Source organism: Ramlibacter aquaticus, assembly GCF_015159745.1.
Classification (GTDB): domain Bacteria; phylum Pseudomonadota; class Gammaproteobacteria; order Burkholderiales; family Burkholderiaceae_C; genus Ramlibacter; species Ramlibacter aquaticus.
On record NZ_JADDOJ010000006.1, the window covers coordinates 1 to 20,714 of the forward strand.

Here is a 20,714-nt window from a genome sequence, read left to right on the forward strand (position 1 = left end):
GCTGGCCGGGCCGCGGCCTGCTGCAGCAGCCGGGTGAAGACCGGGTCGGCCATGGCCTTCAGGCGCGGCGGCCCGGCCAGCTCGTGGCTGACCCAGCCCAGGGTGGCCAGGTGCAGCAGCAGCACCGCCAGGACCAGCGCCGCGAGCGCGGCGAGGCCCGGCCGGATCAGGCGTTCGCGGCCAGCCACGGCTGGGCGCGGGCGGCGTCGCGCAGCACCAGCCGCCAAGTGATGGAACTCGCGGGCAGGGTCAGGTCCAGCCGCAGCAGGCGGCGGTCGCGCGCCACCAGGGCCACCAGCTTGCGGTGCGTGCCGGCGTAGAGCGGCAGGTCGTCCATCTTCGACAGGCGCCAGCCCTGGCCGCCCACCTCGATGCCCAGCCATTCGTCGCCCGCCGCCATGCCGGCCTGTTCGGCGGCACCGCCGCGCAACACGGTCTTGAGCGTGACGCTGCCGCCGGACTCGGTCACGCGCAGCCCCAGGCGCTGCTGCCACTGCGCAGGCTCGTGCAGCACCTCCACGCCCTGCTGGCGCAGCAGGTCCTCCAGGGGCAGCTCGCGCGTGCCATGCACCCAGGCCGCCAGCTCGCGCGTGAAGGCGCGGCCGCCCACGTCCTTGAGCACGGCGGCGAAGTCGGCCTCGCCCATGGGCCCGGCCTTGCAGCGCGTCCACAGGGCCCGCATCACGTCGTCCAGCGTCGCCTGGCCCTCGGCGCGCAGCGCGAGGTCGAAGCACAGCGCCACCAGCGCGCCCTTGGTGTAGTAGCTCACGGTGGCGTTGGGCGTGTTCTCGTCCTGGCGGTAGTACTTCACCCAGGCGTCGAAGCTGGCCTGGGCCACCGACTGCACCTCGCGGCCCGGCGTCTGCATCACCTGGTTGATGGTCTTGTTCAGAAGGCGCAGGTAGGTGGGCTCGTCGATCAGCCCGGCGCGGCGCAGCAGCAGGTCGTCGTAGTAGCTGGTGAAGCCCTCGAAGAACCAGAGCAGCTGGGTGTAGTTCTCGCCCGCGTAGTCGTACTCCGCGAATTCGGCGGGGCGCAGCCGTTTCACGTTCCAGGTGTGGAAGTACTCGTGGCTGATCAGGCCCAGCAGGGTGACGTAGCCTTCCGCCATGCGCGACTCGCCCAGGCGCGGCACGTCGCGACGCGAGGCGATCAGCGCGGTGGAATTGCGGTGCTCCAGCCCGCCGTAGCCGTCGTCCACCAGGTTGAGCATGAACACATAGCTCTTGAAGGGCGGCTTGCGGCGCTCGTGCCAGAAGCGGATCTCGGTCTCGCAGATGCGGTGCACGTCCGCCAGCAGCCGGGCGCCGTCGAAGGATTCGGGCGCACCCGCGACCACCAGCCGGTGCGGCACGCCGGCGACGCGGAACTCCGCGCTCCAGAAGCTGCCCATCTCCACCGGGCAATCCACCAGCTCGTCATAGTCGGCCGCCAGGTAGGTGCCGAAGCCGCGCTTGCCCACCTTCCAGGGCGCCAGGCCCGTGGCCACCTGCCAGCCGGCCATGGTCGCGTCGGCCACCAGCTCGAGCGAGTGCACCCTGTGCTCCTGGCCGTGCGCGCGCAGGCACAGGCTGGTGCCGTTGAAGAAGCCGCGCTGCGCGTCCAGCCAGGCGGCGCGCACCGAGTTGTCCCAGGCGTAGGCCTCGTAGCTGATCAGGAGCGGCGTGCCCGGCACGCACTCGGCCTGCCAGCTGCACTTGTCCAGCTGGGCCAGCGGCACCGCCCGCCCGTCCTGGCGCGCGACGATCTTCTGCAGGTGGCGCGAGAACTCGCGCACCAGGTAGCTGCCCGGGATCCACACCGGCAGCGACAGCTTCTGCTGCGCCGAGGGGTTGTCGATGGACAGCGTGACGCGGAACAGGTGGGCGTGCAGGTCGGCCGCCTCGACCCGGTAGTGCACGCTGGCGCCGCGGGCCCCTGTCATTGGGGCTTGGCGGCGGTGCCCGCCTGCGCCAGCAGCTTCTCCACCTGCGCCAGGGGCATGGCGCCGGGCATGCGCGTGCCATCGGCGAAGAAGGTCGTGGGCGTGCCCTGGATCTTGTGCTTGCGGCCGAACTCCAGGTTGCGCGTGATGGCGCCGGTGTCGCAGGCGCCCATGGCCAGCGGCGCCGGCTTGTCGCGCACCATCCAGTCCTGCCAGGCGCGGCCCTTGTCGGCGGTGCACCAGTGGTTGCGCGACTTCTCCGGCGAGTCGCCGCCCAGGATCGGGTAGAGGAACATGTAGACCGTGACGTTGTCGATCTTCTGCAGGTCGCGCTCGAAGCGCTTGCAGTAGCTGCAGTTCGGGTCCTCGAAGATGGCCATCTTGCGCGCGCCATTGCCGCGCACGATGGTGAAGGCGTCCTTGAGCGGCAGGGCCGCGAAGTCCACGGCCAGCAGCTTCTGCTCGCGCTCCTCGGTCAGGTTGCGCTTGGCGCGGGTGTCGAAGATGGCGCCCTGCACCAGGTAGTTGCCCTGGTCGTCGGTGTAGTAGATGTCGCTGCCGACGCGCACTTCCCACAGGCCCTGGATCGGGCCCTTGGCCACCTCCTCGATCTTGCCCAGCGTGGGCAGCCGCTCGGCCAGGTTCTTGCGGATCGCGGCTTCCTGCGCGTGCAGCGCACCCGCGGCCACCAGCAGCGCCAGCGCCGCGAGGGAGGACTTCATGTTCATGCTTGGTTCCAGTGTCAGAGGCGGCCCATGGCCTGCCGGACCGCCCAGGCCTTGAGCGGCCCGCTGCGGTCGAAGCCGCGCATGCCCCAGTTGCGCACGGCGGACCAGGGGTCGCCCGTGCGCGCGAAGAGCTGCTGCAGCGAATCGGTGGCCAGACCCATGGTGAGCACGTCGCCCTTGCGGGCGCGCTCGTAGCGGCGCAGCAGGCGCTCGTCGCCCACGCTGCGCCAGTACTCGCGTCCGTGCAGGGTGCGGGCCAGTTCCCGGGCATCGGCCAGGCCCAGGTTCAGGCCCTGGCCGGCCAGCGGGTGCACGGTGTGGGCGGCGTCGCCCGCCAGCACCCAGCCCGGGCCGCACCAGCGGTCGGCGCGGGCGATCTGCAGCGGCCAGGCGGCGCGCTCGCTGGCCAGCGCGAGGGGGCCCAGCGCCTCGTGGCTGGCCTGCGCGACGCTGCGGGCGAAGTCGTCCGGCGACTGCGCGAGCAGCGCCGGGGCGCGCTCGGCCATGACCGACCAGACCAGGGCCACATGGCGCCCGGCGGCCGCGGGGTCCGGCGTGGCGCTGCCCGCGCCCGCGCCGTCGGCGAGCGGCAGCAGGGCCATGATCTCGCCGTTCGCGAACCACTGGCGGGCCACGTTGCCGTGCGGCTTCTCGCAGCGCAGGCGCGCCGCGATCGCATGCTGGGGATAGGGCTGGGCCTGGAACTGCACGCCGAACTCGGCCCGCGTGCTGCTGGCCTTGCCCTCGCACACCGCGGTGAGCGGGGCGGGCTCGGGCGCGTCCAGCCAGGTGACCAGCGGCTGGAAGCGCAGGGCCTCCTCGAGCCGGGCCAGCAGGCCCTGCACGTCCACGATCCAGCACAGCGCATCCAGGCCCAGGCGCTGGGCGCCGAAGCGCAGTTCGCCGCCCTCGTCGCCGTGCACTTCCATGGCCGCCACGGGCGCGGCATGCTGCGCGTCCGGCCAGGCCCGCACCTGTTCCAGAAGGTCGCGCGCGGAGGCATTCAGGGCGTAGGCCCGCACATCGCTGCTGGCGCCCTGCGGCGGGCCGCCGCGCACCAGCCCCACGCGCAGTCGGTCACGCGCCAGCAGGAGGGCGAGCGTGCGCCCCACGATGCCGGCGCCGCGTATGCATACATCGAGGACCATTCCGGCATTGTAGGATTGCCCGCCATGAGCCCCGACGTCAGCACCCGCATCGCCCGACTGTTCTGCTATCCCGTGAAGTCGTGCGCAGGCGTGGAGCTCGCGCAGGCCGACCTGGCCGAGACCGGCCTGGACCTGGACCGCGCCTGGATGGTGGTGGACGAGGACGGCGAATTCGTCAGCCAGCGCGAGCTGCCGCGCATGGCCCTGGTGCGGCCGCAGATCAAGCTCTCCGAGGTGGTGTTGCGCGCGCCTGGCATGCTGGCGCTGCACCTGGCGGTGGACACCGTGGAGTCGCCGCGCCGCGTGCGGGTCTGGGACGACGAGGTCGACGCCTGGGACATGGGCGACCTGGCGGCCCAGTGGTTCAGCGATTTCCTGGGCCAGCGCCTGCGCCTGGTGCGCTTCGACCCCGAGGTGCGCCGCCTCTCCAGCCGGCAGTGGACGGGCACGCTGGAAGCCCCCAACCAGTTCAGCGACGGCTTCCCGCTGCTGGTTGTAAGCGAGGGCTCACTGGCGGAACTCAACCGACGCCTGGCCGAGGCCGGCCACGCGGCCGTGGGCATGGAGCGCTTCCGCCCCAACATCGTGCTGGCCGGCCTGGAGGCCCAGGACGAGGACCGGCTGGGCGCGCTGCGCATCCTCACCGGCGACGCCGAGGTCCTGCTGCGGCCGGTCAAGCCCTGCCCGCGCTGCCCCATGCCCGACATCGACCCGGCCACCGGCGTGCCCAGCCCCGAAGTCGGCGACACGCTGCGCCGCTACCGTGCGAACGAGCGCGTGGGCGACGCGGTGAGCTTCGGCATGAACGCGGTGATCGTCGCAGGCGTGGGCCAGCGGCTGGCGGTGGGCCAGGCGGTCGAGGCCGGCTGGCAGTTCGACTGAGCGGCGCCGCCGGGCGGCGCTGCCGTCCCGCAGGGCGCGGCCGCACCCCGGCCGGTACAATCGCAGGCTGATCCCGGGCCGGCCCTCGGCCCCCGGGAACGTGCCGCCCGTCCGGTGGCGCCCGGCGGTTTGCGCGGCCCACCGCGGCCGGCGCGGCGCCCCGCACGCCCGGACCCGGCGCACCCCTTGAGCTGATCCATCCAGAAGGTTTCCCCATGTCCTTGAAATGCGGCATCGTTGGCCTGCCCAACGTCGGCAAGTCGACCCTGTTCAACGCCCTCACCAAGGCCGGCATCGCCGCCGAGAACTACCCCTTCTGCACCATCGAGCCCAACGTGGGCGTGGTGGAGGTGCCGGACCCGCGCCTGGCACAGCTCTCGGCCATCGTGGAGCCCGAGCGCATCGTGCCGGCCATCGTGGAGTTCGTGGACATCGCCGGCCTGGTGGCCGGTGCCAGCAAGGGCGAAGGCCTGGGCAACCAGTTCCTCGCGCACATCCGCGAGACCGACGCCATCGTCAACGTGGTGCGCTGCTTCGACGACGCCAACATCATCCACGTCGCCGGCAAGGTGGACCCGGTGGCCGACATCGAGGTCATCCAGACCGAGCTGTGCCTGGCCGACCTCGGCACGGTCGAGAAGAGCCTGCAGCGCTACACCAAGGCTGCCAAGTCGGGCAACGACAAGGAAGCCGCCAAGCTGGTGCAGGTGTTGACCCGCGTGCAGGCCCACCTGGACGCCGGCAAGCCCGTGCGCACCCTGGCGCAGACGGACGAGGAGCGCGCCCTGCTCAAGCAGCTGTTCCTCATCACCGCCAAGCCGGCGATGTTCGTCGGCAACGTGGACGAAGCCGGCTTCGAGAACAACCCCTACCTGGACCGCCTGAAGGAGTACGCCGCCACGCAGAACGCGCCGGTGGTGGCCATCTGCGCCAAGATCGAGGCCGAGCTGGCCGACATGTCGGACGAGGACAAGGGCATGTTCCTGGCCGAGATCGGCCAGGACGAACCGGGCCTGAACCGCCTGATCCGCGCGGCCTTCAAGCTGCTGGGCCTGCAGACCTACTTCACCGCCGGCGTGAAGGAAGTGCGCGCCTGGACCATCCACGTCGGCGACACCGCGCCGCAGGCCGCGGGCGTGATCCACACCGACTTCGAGCGTGGCTTCATCCGCGCCCAGACCATCGCCTTCGACGACTTCATCGCCCTCAAGGGCGAACAGGGCGCCAAGGACGCCGGGAAGATGCGCAGCGAGGGCAAGGAGTACGTGGTCAAGGATGGCGACGTCCTCAACTTCCTCTTCAACGTCTGACGCCGGCGGCCGCCAGTCCGGACCCCGAAAACGGCCGGAAAAAGGTATAGTGAAAACGCGTTTCGCTTCGTGAAGTAAGCGGACGTCAAAAGTTAAAAAAACGCGTGGTCCCCCGGTACCACGCGCCGCTCGACCCTGCTAGATTGGGCCGAGGCGGTGCCGTTCGCATCCGCCATCGACGCGGAGTTCGCACGGTGACAAATCTCTCCACGCCCATGGCCGGCACTGCGGCTGGCGCCCCTGCGGCAACAGGTCCCACCTCCTTCGTCCGCTCGGCATGGCCGCAGCTGCTGATGGGCGTGGTCTGCATGGTGGCCATCGCCAACTACCAGTACGGCTGGACCTTCTTCGTCCCAGAACTGCAGAAGGCCTTCGGCTGGGAACGCGCCGCGATCCAGGTGGCCTTCACCCTGTTCGTGCTGTTCGAGACCTGGCTGGTCCCCGTCGAGGGCTGGCTGGTGGACCACTACGGGCCACGCGCCGTGGTCTTCGGCGGCGGCGTGATGTGCGCGCTGGGCTGGTGGGTCAACTCCTGGGCCGCGTCGCTGCCGGCCTTCTACGTGGCGCAGATCATCTCGGGCATAGGCGCGGGCGCGGTCTACGGCACCTGCATCGGCAATGCGCTCAAGTGGTTCGGCTCACGGCGCGGCTTCGCGGCCGGCGTCACGGCCGCGGGCTTCGGCGCCGGCTCGGCGCTGACGGTGGCGCCCATCCAGAACATGATCGCCAATGCCGGCTACCAGCACGCCTTCCTGTTCTTCGGCCTGGTGCAGGGCGCGGTGATCTGCGTGCTGGCGCTGCTGCTCGCCCCGCCGCCCGAGGGCACGGCCGCGGCGGTGGTGCAGCCCCACCACATGCGCCACAACTACCGGCCCAGCCAGGTGATCGGCCCCATGTCCATGTGGGTGCCGACCATGGTGGCGGTCGGCGTGGTCGCCATCGTCATGTTCATCGCCGGCCTGGGCTTCTGGATCCCGCTCATGCTGTGCGCGGCGATCTTCCTCGTCGGCGGCGGCCTGGTGGTCGCCAAGGGCGAGCCGGTCTTCGTGCTGATGTACTTCATGTTCGTCGCCGTCGGTGCGGGCGGCCTGATCGTCACCGCCAACCTGGCCTCCATCGCGCAGGACCTGAAGGTGGCCAAGGTGCCGGTCAGCCTGATCGGCATGACGTTGCCGGCGCTCACCTTCGCCGCCACCATGGACCGCGTGCTCAACGGCGTCACGCGGCCCTTCTTCGGCTGGGTGTCCGACCGCATCGGCCGCGAGATGACCATGTTCGTCGCCTTCACCCTGGAGGGCCTGGGCATCTACGCGCTGTACAAGCTGGGCTCGGACCCGGTGTGGTTCGTGATCCTGAGCGGCCTGGTGTTCTTCGCCTGGGGCGAGATCTACAGCCTGTTCCCGGCGACCTGCACCGACACCTTCGGCGCCAAGTACGCCAGCGCCAATGCGGGCGTGCTCTACACCGCCAAGGGCACGGCCGCGCTGCTGGTGCCCTATGCCAGCACGCTGGTGAAGAGCACGGGCTCCTGGGACATCGTCTTCCTCATCGCGGCCGCCGCCAACGTGGGGGCCGGCCTGCTGGCCGTGCTGGTGCTGCAGCGCTGGCGGCGGGCGGTGATCACGCGCGGCAATTCGCGCGTCTTCCTGTAGTCTTGCGGTCCATGCAGAAACCCGGAAAGTTCCTCGCCCTCTGGAACAACTACCACGAGCTCGCCGCCAAGCAGGGCAACGCCATCCCGGCCGAGCCCCTGTACTTCGTCAAGACACCCAACAGCTACAGCGGCCATGACGACCGGGTCATGCCGCCGCGCGACACCGAAGTCGGCCGCGTCTTCTACGAAGGCGAGCTGGGCATCGTGATCGGCCGGCGCTGCGCCGGGGTGGACGAGGCCGAGGCCGAGGCCTGCATCGCTGGCTACACTTGCGTGAACGACCTGACGGCGCCCGCGCTGCTCGGCCGGGACGCCTCCTTCGCCCAATGGACGCGGGCCAAGTGCTTCGACGGCTTCGGCGCCTTCGGCCCCGCGGTGGTGAGTGGCCTGGACTGGCGCACCTTGCGGGTGCAGGTGGTGGTGGACGGCCGGGTGCGCCAAGACTATCCCTGTTCCGACATGGTCTTCAGCCCCGCGCAGATCGTGGCACGCATTTCGCAAGACATCACCCTGGAGCCCGGCGACCTGATCGCCTGCGGCACCTCGGTCGGCGCCCTGCCGCTGCGTGAGGGCAGCGTGGTGGAGGTGAAGATCGACGGCATAGGCACCCTGCGCACGCACTACGGGGCGAAGAAGGACCAAGGACAGCAGTCATGAGAATCTGTGTGGTGGGCGCCGGCGCGATCGGCGGTTTCGTCGCGGCGCGCCTGGCGAAGGCCGGCCATGAGGTCAGCATCATCGTTCGCGGCAAGAACCTGCAGGCCGTGCGCGAGCGCGGTGGCCTGCGCCTGATCGAGCAGGACGGCAGCGAATTCCTGGCCCCCGTGAAGGCCACGGACCGCATCCCCGAGGCCGGCCCCCAGGACCTGGTCGTGCTGGCCGTCAAGAGCCACCAGGTGGCCGACGTGGCCGCCGACCTGCCCGCGCTGTTCACGGCCACCACCCGCGTGGTGACCATGCAGAACGGCATCCCCTGGTGGTTCTTCCACGGCATGCCCGGCTTCGAGGGCCGCAGCCTGCGCAGCGTGGACCCCACCGGGGCCGCGTCCACCCACATCGACGCCTGGCGCATCATCGGCAGCGTGGTCTACCCGGCCGCCGAAGTGACCGCGCCCGGCGTGGTACAGGTGATCGAGGGCAACCGCTTCTCCCTGGGCGAGCCGGGCGAGCGCAGCGAGGCGCTCTCGGAGGTCAGCAAGACCTTCATCGCCGCGGGCTTCAAGGCCCCGATCGCGCGCGACATCCGCGCCGAGATCATGGTCAAGGTCTGGGGCAACATGAGTTTCAACCCGATCTCGGCCCTGACGCACGCCACGCTGGAGGACATCTGCCTTCACCCCGGCGCACGCGCCCTGGTCGCCAGCATCATGCAAGAGGGCCTGGCCGTGTGCGAGAAGCTGGGCATCCGCCTGGGCGTGGGCATCGACCAGCGCATCGCCGGCGCGCAGGCCATCGGCCAGCACAAGACCTCCATGCTGCAGGACGTGGAGGCCGGGCGCCGGCTGGAGCTGGACGCGCTGGTGGCCGCCATGCTGGAACTGGGCGAGGCCACGGGCGTCCCCATGCCGCAGCTGACATCCATCCATGCGCTGGCCGACCTGCTGGCGCAGACCCTGGCCCGGGCCCAAGGCCGGCTGGCCATCCAATCCTGAGGCCGCGGCGCCGCGCGCCGCGCCCCACCTTCGAATCCTTCATTTCACCAGAGGTTTTTGCATGGGCCACCCCGACACCCTCCACGCCATGATCGCGGCGCAGGACCCCGCCGCAACCGCACTCACCGTGCCCGCCGAGACCTACGCCGGCGGCGCACAGCCGCTGCGCTACGAGGGCCTCGCAGCGCAGATCGCCCACACCCGGGCCCAGCTCAACGGCTGGGGCCTGGGCCGTGGCGACCGGGTCGCCATCGTGCTGCCCAACTGCCCCGAGATGGCAGCCTGCTTCGTCGCCGTGGCCAGTGCCTGCACGGCCGCGCCGCTGAACATGGCCTACACCGAGAAGGACTTCGAGTTCTACATGGGAGACATCCACGCCCGTGCGGTGGTGATCGCGCAGGAGGGCGGCAACGCCCTGGCGGCCGAGGTCGCGCGCCGCATGGGCATTGCCATCCTCTGGCTGCACAAGGACACCGCCCAGGGCGCGGGCCGCTTCACGCTGGTGTCGGACCTGCCCGCCGCCACCGCGGCGCAGCCCGGCCCCGCGCAGGCCGAGGACGTGGCCCTGATCCTGCACACCTCGGGCACCACCAGCCGGCCCAAGATCGTGCCGCTTTTGCATCGCAACGTCACCGCCTCGGCCTACAACATCCGCAAGTCGCTCGCGCTCACGCCGGCCGACTGCGGGCTGCACGTGATGCCCATGTTCCACATCCACGGCCTGATCGCGGCGCTGCTGGCGCCCTGGTCGGCGGGCGGACGGGTGTTCGTGTCGCCGGGCTTCAACGCCCTGAAGTTCTTCGGCTGGATGGCCGAGGGCAAGCCCACCTGGTACAGCGCGGTGCCCACCATGCACCAGGCCCTGCTGGTGCGCGCCGAGAAGGGCGACAACGCCGGCATCATCCGCGACAACCCGCTGCGCTTCCTGCGCTCCTCGTCCAGCTCGATTCCCACCCAGGTGATCGCCGAGCTGGAGCGGGTGTTCGGCGCCCCGCTGATCGAGGCCTACGGCATGACCGAGGCCGCGCACCAGATGTGCAGCAACCCGCTGCCCCCGGCCCAGCGCCGCCCTGGCTCCGTGGGCATCGCCGCCGGCCCGGAAGTGGCCATCATGGACGACGCCGGCACGCTGCTGGGCCCGGACCAGATCGGCGAGGTGGTGATCCGCGGCGCCAACGTCACGCCCGGCTACGAGAACAACCCCGAGGCCAACGCCAAGGCCTTCACCAACGGCTGGTTCCGCACCGGCGACCAGGCCTCGCTGTCGGCCGACGGCTACCTCACGCTGACCGGCCGCCTGAAGGAGATCATCAACCGCGGTGGCGAGAAGATCTCCCCGCTGAAGATCGACGAGGCCCTGATGGACCACCCGGCGGTGCAGCAGGTGGTGGCCTTCGCGATGCCGCACAAGATGCTGGGCGAGGCGGTGGCTGCGGTGGTGGTGCTGCGCGAAGGCCAGGCCGCCACCGAGGCCGAGATCAAGGGCTTCGCGGCGGGCAAGCTGTCCAAGTTCGAGGTGCCCGAGAAGATCATCTTCATGAACGAGATCCCCAAGGGCGCGACCGGCAAGCTGCAGCGCATCGGGCTGTGGGACAAGCTGGTCGCGGCGGGCGCGGCGACCGCCTGAGCCCGCGATGGCGATCCCGCTGCAGGCGCCCTTCTCGCTGGCCGGCAAGCGCGTCCTGCTGACGCAGGCCGGCGAGTTCATGGGCCCCGCCCTGGCCGCGCAGCTGCGGGCGCTGGGGGCCGAGGTGGTGTGCAGCGAGCGGCCCCTGGCCGAACCGCAGGCCGCCCAGGAGGTGGTGCAGGCCGCGGGCGAGGTGCACGTGCTCGTCATGCACCTCGCGTACCCGGCGCCCAGCACGCGGGTCGAGGACGTGCAGGAGGACGAGTGGCGCGACCTCTTCGCCCACCTGGTGGACCCCATGCCGCGGCTGGCGCGGGCGGTGCTGCCGCAGATGCTGCAGCGCGGCCACGGCAAGATCCTGGTCATGGGCAGCGCCGCCGCCCTGCGCGGCCAGAAGCGCACCAGCGCCTACAGCGCCGCCCGCGGCGCCCAGCTCGCCTGGGTGCAGTCCGCGGGGCTGGAGCTGGCGCCGCGCAACATCCAGGTGAATGCGATCGCGCAGAACCTGGTCGACAACCCGACCTACTTCCCGCCCGAGGTGCAGGCCAACCCGAAGTTCCAGGAGCGCCTGCAGCGCGAGGTGCCCCTGGGGCGCCTGGTGAGCGCGCAGGAGGACGCGGCCTTCGCGGCCTACCTGTGCAGCGACGCGGCCGACTGTTTTGTCGGCCAGGTGTTCCCGCTGTCGGGCGGCTGGGCGATCCGCTGAGGCAGCGGGCCACCCGCAGGCCGCCGCGGCTCAGGCCACCAGCGGCGGCTCCTGCAGGGCCTCGATCTGCTCCTCCAGCATCTGCACCTGGCCCTGCCAGTAGTCGCTGCTGCCGAACCAGGGGAAGTTCGCCGGGAAGGTCGGGTCGGCCCAGCGCCGGGCCAGCCAGGCGCTGTAGTGGATCAGGCGCAGCGTGCGCAGCGGCTCGATGAGCGCCAGCTCGGCGCGGTCGAACTCGCGCATCTGCTCGTAGCCGTCCAGCAGCGCGCCCAGCGAGCGGTTGCGCTGGGCACGATCGCCCGAGAGCAGCATCCACAGGTCCTGCACGGCGGGCGCGGTGCGCGCATCGTCCAGGTCGACGAAGTGCGGGCCCTCGCCGGGGGTCCACAGGATGTTGCCGAGGTGGCAGTCGCCGTGCGAGCGCAGCAGGCGGATGCCGTCCGCGCCGCCGCGGCCCAGCGGGGTCTCGTCGATCAGGGCCAGCGCCTCGTCGCAACGCTTCTGCCAGGCGCCCTGCACGTCCAGCGGGATCTGGTCGTGCGCCAGCAGCCAGTCGCGCGAGTCGCGGCCGAAGCTCTGCAGGTTCAGCGCGGGCCGCAGGGCGAAGGGCCGCCGCGCGCCCACGGCGTGGATGCGGGCGAGGAAGCGGCCGGTCCACTCCAGCACCTCCTCGTCCTCCAGCTCGGGGGCGCGGCCGCCGCGGCGGGGGCTCACGCTGAACTGGAAGCCGGCATGGTCGTGCAGGGTGCGGCCCTGCAGCACCAGCGGCCCGACGACCGGAATCTCGGCCGCCATCAGCTCGGCGGCGAAGGCGTGCTCCTCCAGGATCTGCGCCTCGCTCCAGCGGCCGGGCCGGTAGAACTTGGCGACCACGCTGGCGTGGCCTTCGTGCGGCGACTCCAGCTGGACCTGGTAGACCCGGTTCTCGTAGGAGCTCAGCGCCAGCAGCCGGCCGTCGCCGTAGAGGCCGACGCCGGCCAGGGCGTCCAGCACCACGTCGGGGGTGAGCGCGTCATAGGGATGCAGGGTCATGCCGCATTGTCCTCGTCCGCCTGCGCCAGCGCGTCGAAGGGCAGGGTCTGCTTCACCAGCATGACGCTGCAGGGCGCGTCCATGGCGACCCGGATCGGCAGCGTGGCGACGAAGCGCTGCATCTTCAGCCCGTGCGTGGCCGCGCCCAGGATGATGAGGTCGACCGCGTTCTGCCGGGCGTAGGCCAGCAGCGCCTCGGCCGCGTCGCCGGCATCGAGCACGTGCAGCGAGACCTGGCGCCCGGCCAGGTCCAGCCCGGCCGACCACTGGCGCAGGCGGTCCAGGTGGCTGCGGTGCAGCTCGACGGCGTTGCGGCCGGGCGCGCCGGGCAGGCCGCTGCCGCTGTCGACCACGGTGACGCAGGCGAGCCGCGCCCCCGGGCGTATGCCCAGCGAACGCTCCACGGCCAGGCGCAGCGAATACAGCGTGGCGTCGCTCACGTCGCGCCAGGGCACGGCCACCATCACGATGGGCACGCTGGCCAGCTCCTGCGTGGGCAGCGGGCTGGGCTGGTAGTGCAGGCCGGCCGCCTTGAGCCAGCGCCACAGCCGCGTGCGCCACGGGTCGGCCCGGGTGCGCCGGCCGCGCGGCCCCACGCGCACCTCCTCCGGGTGGGCGAGGTCGAAGGCCAGCTGCGCGGCCGAGCCGTAGCGGCGGCTGGCCTCGGGCTCCAGGCAGCGCAGGATCACCTCTTGCAGCCAGGCCGGCACGCCGGGCTGCAGCGCGCGCGGCGGCACGGGCTCCATCCACAGCCGCTGGCGCAGCCCGCCGCGCGTCTGCGGCTCGCCGAAGGGCAGCTCGCCGGTGGCCAGCTCGTAGAGCATCACGCCGATGGCGAAGATGTCGCTGCGCGGGTCGCCCCGCATGCCCACCACCTGCTCGGGCGCCATCCACGGGCCCGAGCCCACCGGCAGGCGCGTTTCCTCGGCCAGCAGGTCGGGGTAATGGGCGTGCCAGCTGAGGCCGAAGTCCAGCAGCACCGCGCTGCCCTCGGGGCGGATGACGACGTTGCCCGGCTTGAGGTCCAGGTGCACGGCCTCCTGCAGGTGCAGGCTGTGCGCGGCGGTGGCGACGGCGGCGCCCAGGCGGGCGATCAGCTCGGCGGCGGGGCGTTCGCGGCGGTCCTCGGCCTCGTCCAGCCAGGCCTGCAGGGTGCGGCCCTGCACGTACTCCATGACCAGGAAGGGCGTGCGCGCCAGGTCGCCGGCGGCCACGAAGCGCGGCACGTGCGGGCCGGCCAGCACCTGCAGCATCTGGTGCTCCACCTCGAAGCCGACGATGGTCTCGGTGCCGTCGCTGCCCGCCATGCGCGGCACCTTCATGGCCAGCGGAAACGGCGGCTCGCGGCCGGCGGCGGCGTAGCGCACGCGGTAGATGTGGGCCATGCCGCCCGCATGGACGCAGTCCTCGACCAGGAAGCCGTCGAGTTCGGTGCCGGGCGCCATCAATGTCATCGTGCCTCCCCTGTTCCCTACACCGGCCCGCCTCAGCGGCCCCGGGCCAGCCGGGCCGCGTCGGCCTCGGGCCGGCCGGCGCGGCGTATGGCCTGCGCCGCGGCCGCCACGTCGTATTCCACGCGCAGGAAACGCAGGCGCTGCGCCTCGCCGTCGAACAGCGCGTACATGGCCTGCGGCCGGCCATCGCGCGGCTGGCCCACCGAGCCCACGGTGGCCAGCCAGCGGCGGTGCCCGGGCACCGGGATGGCCACGCCCGGCGTGGGCTCGAAGGCCATCACGCGGCCGCCCGCGCCGTCGTAGAACAGCCGCTGCTCGTGCACGTGGCCGCCGAAGACCCAGCGCGCCCCGGCCGCCTGCGCGGCCGCCAGGCTGGCCGTGGCCGACAGCGGCGTGTCCACGTAGGCCCAGCGCGCGGGCGCGTCCGCGCTGGCATGGACCATGAGGATCTCGCCCTCCCGGATCACCAGCGGCAGGCCGGCCAGGAAGCCGCGCTGGGCCGGGCTCAGCTGCGCGTGGGTCCAGGCCGCACCGGCCTGGTCGGCGCGCTGGGGCACGCCGGCGGGCGGCTGGACGGCGACGGCGTCATGGTTGCCGCCCAGCACCCAGGCGCCCTGCGCGGCATGCGCCATGACGAGGTCCAGCACGGGGCCGGGGTCGGCGCCGTAGCCCACCAGGTCGCCCAGGAAGGCGTGGTGGGTGGCGCCGCGGGCCCGGGCGTCGGCCAGGCAGGCCTGCAGGGCCTGCAGGTTGGCGTGGAGGTCGGAGAGCAGGGCGAGCTTCATGGCGGCGACGCCATCATCCACCAAGGCAGCGCCGGGCCCAAATGGGCGCGGGGGCCGGGCTGACCTGCGTCAACCCGGCCCCCGCGTGCGAGCGCAGGGCGTGGCGCGTCAGACCTTGACGGTGAAGCCGACGTCGATGTTGCCGCGGGTGGCGTTCGAGTACGGGCACACCTGGTGGGCGGCGTCCACCAGCGACTGGGCGGCGGCCGCGTCCATGCCCGGCAGGTTCACCGTCATGCGCACGGCGATGCCGTAGGCGTTCGGGATCGGGCCCAGGTCGACTTCGGCGTCCACCGAGAGCTCGGCCGGCAAGGCGACCTTGGTCTTCGCCGAGACGGCCTTCATCGCGCCGATGAAGCAGGCCGAGTAGCCCGCCGCGAACAGCTGCTCCGGGTTGGTGCCGGTGCCGGAGGTGCCGGGCGAGCTGAGCTTGACGTCCAGGCGGCCGTCGTCGGTGCGGGAAACGCCTTCGCGGCCGCCGGTGGAATGGGCGCGGGCGGTGTACAGGACTTTCTCGAGCTGGGTCATGGTGCTTCCTTCAGGGTGGGAGGGTGGATCAGGCCGCGAGGCTGGCGCGCAGCGCCTTCAGTTCGCGGGTCAGGCGGACGACATCGGGCAGGGAGCAGCCGGAGCGCTCCAGCACGCAGCCGGGCAGGTGGCGGGCGGCGGCCTTCAGGCGGCGGCCGGCCGGCGTGAGCTTCACGTGCACGCGCCGCTCGTCCTCGACGGAGCGAAGCCGCGCCAGCAGGCCGGCCGCCTCGAGCCGCTTGAGCAGGGGCGTCAGGGTGCCGGAGTCCAGGTGCAGGCGCTCGCCGAGGGCGGACACGGACAGGCCGTCCTGTTCCCACAGCGCGAGCATCGCCAGGTACTGCGGGTAGGTCAGGCCGATCTCGTCGAGCAGCGGCTTGTAGAGCTTGGTCATGGCCAGCGAGGCCGAATACAGCGCGAAGCAGAGCTGGTTGTCCAGCAGCAGCGAGTCGTCGGAGAGGGAGGCGTTGACCATGGCCTGAATTATGGCACGCAATTCAATTGCACACAACTGATCTATGAAAAGGGCCGCTTTGGCACCCCTTATGGATGAGCTGGGTCTTAAGCAAAACAACTAGGCCGCGGCAGCCGAACGCCTACGCCGCCGGGGGCCAGCGTTCCTAGACTTGCATCACGGTTCGGGCGAAGGCGCCCGGACGGAGATTCACCATGGCAACCACCACTTCAACCCGCGTCGTGCCCTCGTCGTCCACCCCGCGCAGGAACTCCACCCCCCTGCTGCTGGTGACCGCGGGCATCATGGGACTGGTGCTGCAGACCTCGCTGCCCTCGTGCAGCTTCGACCTCTCGGGCATGCTGGACAGCAACAAGACCTGCGGCGCCCAGCTGGCGCAGAGCATCCACCAGGCCGGCGGCAGCAATGCCGAGCGCGTGCTGGGCTCGGCCGCCTGCAAGGGCCCGCAGATCCGCTGAACGGAGCGGCACGCCCCCTTGCGGCGGACTGCCGCTAGCGGCCCTGGAAGCGGGCGGCGCGCCGCTCGACGAAGGAACGCACGCCCTCCGCCGCGTCCTCGCTGCGCGAGAGGCGCTGCTGCACCTCGATGAACTCCTGCATGGCGGCGATGGGCCCTTCCTCCACCGCCTTGAGCGCGTTCAGGCGCGTGGCCACCACGGCCAGCGGCGCCTGGGCCGCGATCGCCTGCGCGATGCGCAGGGCCTCCTCCAGCTCCTGGCCGGCAGGCACCACCTTCTGCACGAAGTTCAGGCGCAGGGCTTCGGCGGCGCCGAACTCGTCCCCCGTCAGCAGGTGCAGCAGGGCGTTGCCCAGGCCGGCGCGCTCGGCCATGCGCAGCGTGGCGCCGCCCGTGGCCATGATGCCGCGCTTGACCTCCAGCTGCGAGAAGCGGCAATCGTCGGCCGCGACCACCACGTCGGCGGCCAGCATGAGTTCGATGCCCAGGGTGTAGGTGATGCCCTTGACGGCGGCCACCATGGGCTTGGTGCGGCGCCGGTAGCCGGGCGTGCCCAGGTTGAGCGGCTCGACGTCGCCGGGGCGCACCAGCTTCTCGCCGCGCTGCATGGAAGGCGCGATGGTGGGCAGGTCCAGGCCGGCGGTGAAGTGCTTGCCGAAGGCGTGCAGCACGCCCACGCGCAGCGCGGGGTCGTCGTCCAGCCGCGTGTAGGCCTCGCCCAGCTCGCGGAACATGCGCGGCGTGAAGCCGTTGTACTTGGCCGGGCGGTTGATGCCCACCAGCAGCAGTTCGCCCCGCACCTCGCAGTGGATGCTGCCTTCGGCGGGTGTCTCGGGATGGTCCATGGCGTGTCCTCGATTGGGTGTTTCCGCTCTAATTACAGCAGGCCGCCCGGGTGTACAACCGCACGCAGGTGACAACTGGAGTGTGAATGGTCGACTACATCATCGTGGGCGGGGGATCGGCGGGCTGCGTGCTCGCGGCGCGGCTGAGCGAGGACCCCGCGGTGAAGGTGACGCTGCTCGAAGCCGGCCCGCCGGACCGCAGCGTGCTCATCCACTGCCCCGGCGGCCTGGCCCTGATGGCCAAGAGCGGCCAGGCCAGCTGGCGGCTGGAGACCGTGCCGCAGCCCGGCCTGGGCGGGCGCCGCGGCTACCAGCCGCGCGGCAAGGTGCTGGGCGGCTCCAGCTCCATCAACGCGATGATCTACCTGCGCGGCCAGCCCCAGGACTACGACAACTGGGCCGCGCGCGGCAACCCCGGCTGGTCCTGGGCCGAGGTGCTGCCCTGGTTCAAGCAGGCCGAGCACAACGAGCGCGGCGCGAACGAATTCCACGGCAGCGGTGGCCCGCTCAACGTGATGGACCTGCGCAGCCCCAACCGCTTCAGCAGCACTTTCGTCGAGGCCGGGCGCCAGGCGGGCTACCCGGTCAACCCCGACTTCAACGGCGCCATCCAGGAAGGGGTGGGCCGCTACCAGGTGACGCACCGCAACGGTGAGCGCTTCAGCGCGGCCAAGGCCTACCTCACGCCCGTGCTCTCGCGCCCCAACCTGCGCGTGATCACCGGCGTGCACGTCACGCGCGTGCTCACCGAAGGCCGCCGCGCGACCGGCGTCGAGTACCTGCAAGGCGGCCAGCGGCACAGCCTGCAGGCGGGGCGCGAGGTGATCCTCAGCGCCGGCGCGTTCCAGACCCCGCAGCTGCTCATGCTCTCGGGCATAGGCGCGGGCGCCCAGCTGCAGGCCCACGGCATCCCGGTGGTGCACGACCTGCCGGGCGTGGGCCTGCACCTGCACGACCACCCGGACGTGGTGCAGGTGGTGGACGCGCCGCACCTGAAGGACCTGTTCGGCCTGTCGCCCACCGGCCTGGTGCACGCACTGCGCGGCATCGCGCAGTGGCGGCGCAGCCGCAGCGGCATGCTCACCACCAACTTCGCCGAGGCCGGCGGCTTCATCCGCAGCGACCCGTCCGAGCCGCGGCCCGACCTGCAGCTGCACTTCGTGATCGGCAAGCTGGTGGACCATGGCCGCAAGACCACCTTCGGCCACGGCTACTCCTGCCATGCGTGCGTGCTGCGGCCCAGGAGCCGCGGCAGCGTGCGCCTGGCCAGCCGCGACCCGCTGGCCGCGCCGCTGATCGACCCCAACTTCCTGGGCGACCCGGACGACCTCGCGCGCCTGGTGCGCGGCTTCAAGATCATGCGCCGCATCCTGTCGCAGCCGGCCCTGGCCTCGCTGGGCGGGCGCGAGCTGGCGGTCTCGGCACGGGCCCAGAGCGACGCCGAGATCGAGGCCTTCATCCGCGACCACGCCGACACCATCTACCACCCGGTGGGCAGCTGCCGCATGGGGCCGGACCCCATGGACGTGGTGGATGCGCAGCTGCGCGTGCACGGCATGCAGGGGCTGCGCGTGGTCGACGCCTCCGTCATGCCGGAGATCACCAGCGGCAACACCAACGCGCCGGTCATCATGATCGCGGAGAAGGCGGCGGCGATGATCCGCGCCTCGGCGGGCGGCAGCGCACCGGCCCCGGCCGCCGCCACGGCACGGGCGGAGCCGGCGGCGGCGCACTAGGGCTGCGGCGGCGGGCCCAGGCTCAGCTGCGGAAGCGCCGCCGGGTCAGGCCCAGGGCCAGCCAGTAGGCGCCCACGGCATACACCGCAAGCACCACCAGCCCGCGCACCGGGTGCTCGGGCCACCGGTCCATGAACATGGGCCGGACCAGCTCGACCGCATTGGTGAGCGGCAGCCAGTCGGAGACGGCGCGCAGCAGCGCCGGCAGCTGATCGCGCGGGAAGAAGACGCCCGACAGGAACATCATGGGCGTGAGAAAGAGCGTGAAGTAGTAGGTGAAGAAGTCGTAGCCCTTGGCCACCGCGTTGAAGACCAGCGCGATGCTGGAGAAGGTGATGCCCGCCGCCGCCAGCACCAGCCAGGCCACCGCGAGCTTGGGGCTGTGGCTGATGCCCAGCGCCAGCATCACGCACAGGATGGCCGTCACGGTGAAGATGGACTTGTAGGCCGCCCACAGCATCTCGGCCAGCACCACGTTGTCCAGCGAGACCGGCGCGTTCATGATCCCGTCCCAGGTCTTCTGCACATGCATGCGCGAGAAGGCCGAGTACAGCGCCTCGAAGGACGCCGCGTTCATCGCGCTCATGCAGATCGAGCCGCTGGCCAGGAACAGGATGTAGGGCACCTGCGTGCCGCCCAGCCGGACCTGCCCCACCAGCGCGCCCATGCCGTAGCCGAAGGCGACCAGCCACATCAGCGGCTCGGCGATGTTGCCGACCAGGCTGGGAATGGCCAGCTTGCGCCACACCAGCAGGTTGCGCATGAACACCGGCCACCAGCGGCCGGACAGGTCCGGCACGCGCCACACGGACTGCGGATTGCGCATCAACCGTCCTCCCGGATCTGCCGGCCCGTGAGCTTGAGGAACAGGTCCTCCAGGTTGGCCGGGCGGTGCAGGGTGCGCAGCTGCGCACGGGCGCCCAGCGCCTGCAGCAAGGGCAACGCCTCATGGGTGTAGAAGAAGACCGTCTCGCCGCTCTGCTCGATGCGCGCGGCCAGGGGCTGCAGCGACGGGTCCCCGGCGAGCGCGAGCGCGCCGGCGCCGTAGGCCTCGACCACGTCGGGCTCCAGGTACTGGGCGATCAGCGCGCGCGGCGCGCCCTCGGCGATCTTGCGGCCATGGTCCAGCACCAGCAGGCGCGAGCACAGCCGCTCGGCCTCGTCCATGAAGTGCGTGGTCAGCAGGATGGACTTGCCCTGCTGCAGCAGCAGCTGCAGGCGCTCCCACATCAGGTGCCGGGCCTGCGGGTCCAGGCCGGTGGTGGGCTCGTCCAGCAGCAGCAGCCGGGGGTCGTTCACCAGCGCGCGCGCCAGGCTGAGCCGCCGGCGCATGCCGCCGGACAGCTCGCCCGGCTTGGCATCGGCCTTGTGCGAGAGCGCGGCGAACTCGAGCAGGCGCGGCACCCGCGCCCGCGCCTCATGGGCCGCAATGCCGAAGTAGCGCGCATAGACGAGCAGGTTCTCGGCGCAGCTGAAATCGGGGTCCAGGCTGTCGAACTGGCTCACCACGCCCAGCTGGGCCTTGATCGCGTTCGCATCCTGCGGCATGCGCAGCCCCAGGGCGTGCACCTCGCCCGAATCGGGCACGGTCAGCCCCAGGCACATGCGCAGGGTGGTGGTCTTGCCGGCGCCGTTCGGGCCGATCACGCCCAGGCACTCGCCGGGCGCGATCTCGAACGAGACGTCCTGCACCACGGGCTGCTCGCCGTAGCGCTTGCACAGGTGGCGGGCTTCGAACAGGGCGGAGGGCATGGGGTTCGCGGCTATTGTG

The 20,714-nt window shown here is 71.5% G+C and carries 21 protein-coding genes; 9 read left to right on the top strand and 12 right to left on the bottom strand.

What is annotated here, in order from left to right:
- The 4 genes from IM725_RS02615 to IM725_RS02630 form a co-directional block, all read right to left on the bottom strand.
- The coding region (locus IM725_RS02615) for a hypothetical protein (protein WP_193779016.1) at positions 1-188 on the bottom strand (188 nt) is incomplete at its 3' end.
- Complete coding sequence (locus tag IM725_RS02620) at positions 167-1,924, bottom strand: M61 family metallopeptidase (protein WP_193779017.1); 1,758 nt, start codon at positions 1,922-1,924, stop codon at positions 167-169. The genes IM725_RS02615 and IM725_RS02620, both read right to left, overlap by 22 nt.
- Entirely contained in the window at positions 1,921-2,652 is a 732-nt protein-coding gene (locus IM725_RS02625) for a DsbC family protein (protein ID WP_193779018.1), read from the bottom strand. Before IM725_RS02625 ends, IM725_RS02620 begins: the two co-directional genes overlap by 4 nt.
- A gap of 14 nt (positions 2,653-2,666) precedes the next feature.
- Complete coding sequence (locus IM725_RS02630) at positions 2,667-3,800, bottom strand: FAD-dependent monooxygenase (RefSeq protein WP_193779019.1); 1,134 nt, start codon at positions 3,798-3,800, stop codon at positions 2,667-2,669.
- 24 nt (positions 3,801-3,824) lie between these two features.
- On the opposite strand from IM725_RS02630, the gene IM725_RS02635 reads away from it, so the two are divergent.
- The 7 genes from IM725_RS02635 to IM725_RS02665 all read left to right on the top strand — a co-directional run bounded on the left by IM725_RS02635 (position 3,825) and on the right by IM725_RS02665 (position 11,631).
- Positions 3,825-4,682: an MOSC domain-containing protein gene (locus IM725_RS02635; RefSeq protein WP_193779020.1), complete on the top strand. Its 858-nt coding sequence runs from the start codon at positions 3,825-3,827 to the stop codon at positions 4,680-4,682.
- 215 nt (positions 4,683-4,897) lie between these two features.
- Positions 4,898-5,992 (top strand): redox-regulated ATPase YchF, encoded by a 1,095-nt coding sequence (gene ychF, locus IM725_RS02640; RefSeq protein ID WP_193779021.1) that lies wholly within the window; start codon positions 4,898-4,900, stop codon positions 5,990-5,992.
- A 215-nt stretch (positions 5,993-6,207) separates the two neighbouring features.
- Complete coding sequence (locus tag IM725_RS02645) at positions 6,208-7,644, top strand: MFS transporter (protein WP_193779022.1); 1,437 nt, start codon at positions 6,208-6,210, stop codon at positions 7,642-7,644.
- An 11-nt stretch (positions 7,645-7,655) separates the two neighbouring features.
- Positions 7,656-8,303 carry a fumarylacetoacetate hydrolase family protein gene (locus IM725_RS02650; protein ID WP_193779023.1) on the top strand — a complete coding sequence of 216 codons (648 nt, stop codon included), beginning with the start codon at positions 7,656-7,658 and terminating at the stop codon, positions 8,301-8,303.
- Positions 8,300-9,298, top strand: coding sequence for a 2-dehydropantoate 2-reductase (locus IM725_RS02655; protein ID WP_193779024.1), 999 nt, complete (start codon positions 8,300-8,302; stop codon positions 9,296-9,298). The genes IM725_RS02650 and IM725_RS02655 overlap by 4 nt, the downstream gene beginning before the upstream one ends.
- A 61-nt stretch (positions 9,299-9,359) precedes the next feature.
- Entirely contained in the window at positions 9,360-10,925 is a 1,566-nt protein-coding gene (locus tag IM725_RS02660; protein WP_193779025.1) for an acyl--CoA ligase, read from the top strand.
- Between the two features lie 7 nt (positions 10,926-10,932).
- Positions 10,933-11,631: an SDR family oxidoreductase gene (locus IM725_RS02665; RefSeq protein ID WP_193779026.1), complete on the top strand. Its 699-nt coding sequence runs from the start codon at positions 10,933-10,935 to the stop codon at positions 11,629-11,631.
- A gap of 30 nt (positions 11,632-11,661) precedes the next feature.
- On the opposite strand, the gene IM725_RS02670 is transcribed toward IM725_RS02665, so the two are convergent.
- The 5 genes from IM725_RS02670 to IM725_RS02690 all read right to left on the bottom strand — a co-directional run bounded on the left by IM725_RS02670 (position 11,662) and on the right by IM725_RS02690 (position 15,905).
- Positions 11,662-12,663, bottom strand: coding sequence for a serine/threonine protein kinase (locus IM725_RS02670; RefSeq protein ID WP_193779027.1), 1,002 nt, complete (start codon positions 12,661-12,663; stop codon positions 11,662-11,664).
- On the bottom strand, positions 12,660-14,117 hold the full coding sequence (locus IM725_RS02675; RefSeq protein WP_193779028.1) for a serine/threonine protein kinase: 1,458 nt from the start codon (positions 14,115-14,117) through the stop codon (positions 12,660-12,662). The genes IM725_RS02670 and IM725_RS02675 overlap by 4 nt, the downstream gene beginning before the upstream one ends.
- A 32-nt stretch (positions 14,118-14,149) precedes the next feature.
- Positions 14,150-14,902, bottom strand: a complete 753-nt coding sequence (locus IM725_RS02680) for a metallophosphoesterase family protein (RefSeq protein ID WP_193779029.1) — start codon at positions 14,900-14,902, stop codon at positions 14,150-14,152.
- A 108-nt stretch (positions 14,903-15,010) separates the two neighbouring features.
- Positions 15,011-15,430 carry an organic hydroperoxide resistance protein gene (locus tag IM725_RS02685; protein WP_193779030.1) on the bottom strand — a complete coding sequence of 140 codons (420 nt, stop codon included), beginning with the start codon at positions 15,428-15,430 and terminating at the stop codon, positions 15,011-15,013.
- A 28-nt stretch (positions 15,431-15,458) separates the two neighbouring features.
- Entirely contained in the window at positions 15,459-15,905 is a 447-nt protein-coding gene (locus IM725_RS02690; protein WP_193779031.1) for a MarR family winged helix-turn-helix transcriptional regulator, read from the bottom strand.
- 194 nt (positions 15,906-16,099) lie between these two features.
- Between IM725_RS02690 and IM725_RS02695 the strand changes: the two genes are divergently transcribed.
- Complete coding sequence (locus tag IM725_RS02695; RefSeq protein ID WP_193779032.1) at positions 16,100-16,363, top strand: hypothetical protein; 264 nt, start codon at positions 16,100-16,102, stop codon at positions 16,361-16,363.
- Positions 16,364-16,397: 34 nt separating this feature from the next.
- Here the strand turns inward: IM725_RS02695 and IM725_RS02700 are convergent, their stop codons facing one another.
- On the bottom strand, positions 16,398-17,207 hold the full coding sequence (locus IM725_RS02700) for a crotonase/enoyl-CoA hydratase family protein (RefSeq protein WP_193779033.1): 810 nt from the start codon (positions 17,205-17,207) through the stop codon (positions 16,398-16,400).
- Positions 17,208-17,293: 86 nt separating this feature from the next.
- Between IM725_RS02700 and IM725_RS02705 the strand changes: the two genes are divergently transcribed.
- The gene (locus tag IM725_RS02705; RefSeq protein WP_193779034.1) at positions 17,294-18,943 is read left to right on the top strand and encodes a GMC family oxidoreductase; all 1,650 of its coding nucleotides are present in this window, start codon (positions 17,294-17,296) and stop codon (positions 18,941-18,943) included.
- A gap of 22 nt (positions 18,944-18,965) precedes the next feature.
- Here IM725_RS02705 and IM725_RS02710 read toward each other — a convergent pair whose 3' ends face one another.
- Positions 18,966-19,769 carry an ABC transporter permease gene (locus IM725_RS02710; RefSeq protein ID WP_193779035.1) on the bottom strand — a complete coding sequence of 268 codons (804 nt, stop codon included), beginning with the start codon at positions 19,767-19,769 and terminating at the stop codon, positions 18,966-18,968.
- A complete protein-coding gene (locus IM725_RS02715; protein WP_193779036.1) occupies positions 19,769-20,695 on the bottom strand; it encodes an ATP-binding cassette domain-containing protein in 927 nt (308 codons plus the stop codon). Before IM725_RS02715 ends, IM725_RS02710 begins: the two co-directional genes overlap by 1 nt.
- Between the last annotated feature and the right edge of the window lie 19 nt (positions 20,696-20,714).

Excerpts from the sequence above, each read along its gene's own strand:
- IM725_RS02620 (WP_193779017.1), bottom strand. The coding sequence starts at position 1,924 with ATGACAGGGGCCCGCGGCGCCAGCGTGCACTACCGGGTCGAGGCGGCC.
- IM725_RS02625 (WP_193779018.1), bottom strand. The coding sequence starts at position 2,652 with ATGAACATGAAGTCCTCCCTCGCGGCGCTGGCGCTGCTGGTGGCCGCG.
- IM725_RS02630 (WP_193779019.1), bottom strand. The coding sequence starts at position 3,800 with ATGGTCCTCGATGTATGCATACGCGGCGCCGGCATCGTGGGGCGCACG.
- IM725_RS02635 (WP_193779020.1), top strand. The coding sequence starts at position 3,825 with ATGAGCCCCGACGTCAGCACCCGCATCGCCCGACTGTTCTGCTATCCC.
- ychF (WP_193779021.1), top strand. The coding sequence starts at position 4,898 with ATGTCCTTGAAATGCGGCATCGTTGGCCTGCCCAACGTCGGCAAGTCG.
- IM725_RS02645 (WP_193779022.1), top strand. The coding sequence starts at position 6,208 with ATGGCCGGCACTGCGGCTGGCGCCCCTGCGGCAACAGGTCCCACCTCC.
- IM725_RS02650 (WP_193779023.1), top strand. The coding sequence starts at position 7,656 with ATGCAGAAACCCGGAAAGTTCCTCGCCCTCTGGAACAACTACCACGAG.
- IM725_RS02655 (WP_193779024.1), top strand. The coding sequence starts at position 8,300 with ATGAGAATCTGTGTGGTGGGCGCCGGCGCGATCGGCGGTTTCGTCGCG.
- IM725_RS02660 (WP_193779025.1), top strand. The coding sequence starts at position 9,360 with ATGGGCCACCCCGACACCCTCCACGCCATGATCGCGGCGCAGGACCCC.
- IM725_RS02665 (WP_193779026.1), top strand. The coding sequence starts at position 10,933 with ATGGCGATCCCGCTGCAGGCGCCCTTCTCGCTGGCCGGCAAGCGCGTC.
- IM725_RS02670 (WP_193779027.1), bottom strand. The coding sequence starts at position 12,663 with ATGACCCTGCATCCCTATGACGCGCTCACCCCCGACGTGGTGCTGGAC.
- IM725_RS02675 (WP_193779028.1), bottom strand. The coding sequence starts at position 14,117 with ATGACATTGATGGCGCCCGGCACCGAACTCGACGGCTTCCTGGTCGAG.
- IM725_RS02680 (WP_193779029.1), bottom strand. The coding sequence starts at position 14,902 with ATGAAGCTCGCCCTGCTCTCCGACCTCCACGCCAACCTGCAGGCCCTG.
- IM725_RS02685 (WP_193779030.1), bottom strand. The coding sequence starts at position 15,430 with ATGACCCAGCTCGAGAAAGTCCTGTACACCGCCCGCGCCCATTCCACC.
- IM725_RS02690 (WP_193779031.1), bottom strand. The coding sequence starts at position 15,905 with ATGGTCAACGCCTCCCTCTCCGACGACTCGCTGCTGCTGGACAACCAG.
- IM725_RS02695 (WP_193779032.1), top strand. The coding sequence starts at position 16,100 with ATGGCAACCACCACTTCAACCCGCGTCGTGCCCTCGTCGTCCACCCCG.
- IM725_RS02700 (WP_193779033.1), bottom strand. The coding sequence starts at position 17,207 with ATGGACCATCCCGAGACACCCGCCGAAGGCAGCATCCACTGCGAGGTG.
- IM725_RS02705 (WP_193779034.1), top strand. The coding sequence starts at position 17,294 with ATGGTCGACTACATCATCGTGGGCGGGGGATCGGCGGGCTGCGTGCTC.
- IM725_RS02710 (WP_193779035.1), bottom strand. The coding sequence starts at position 19,769 with ATGCGCAATCCGCAGTCCGTGTGGCGCGTGCCGGACCTGTCCGGCCGC.
- IM725_RS02715 (WP_193779036.1), bottom strand. The coding sequence starts at position 20,695 with ATGCCCTCCGCCCTGTTCGAAGCCCGCCACCTGTGCAAGCGCTACGGC.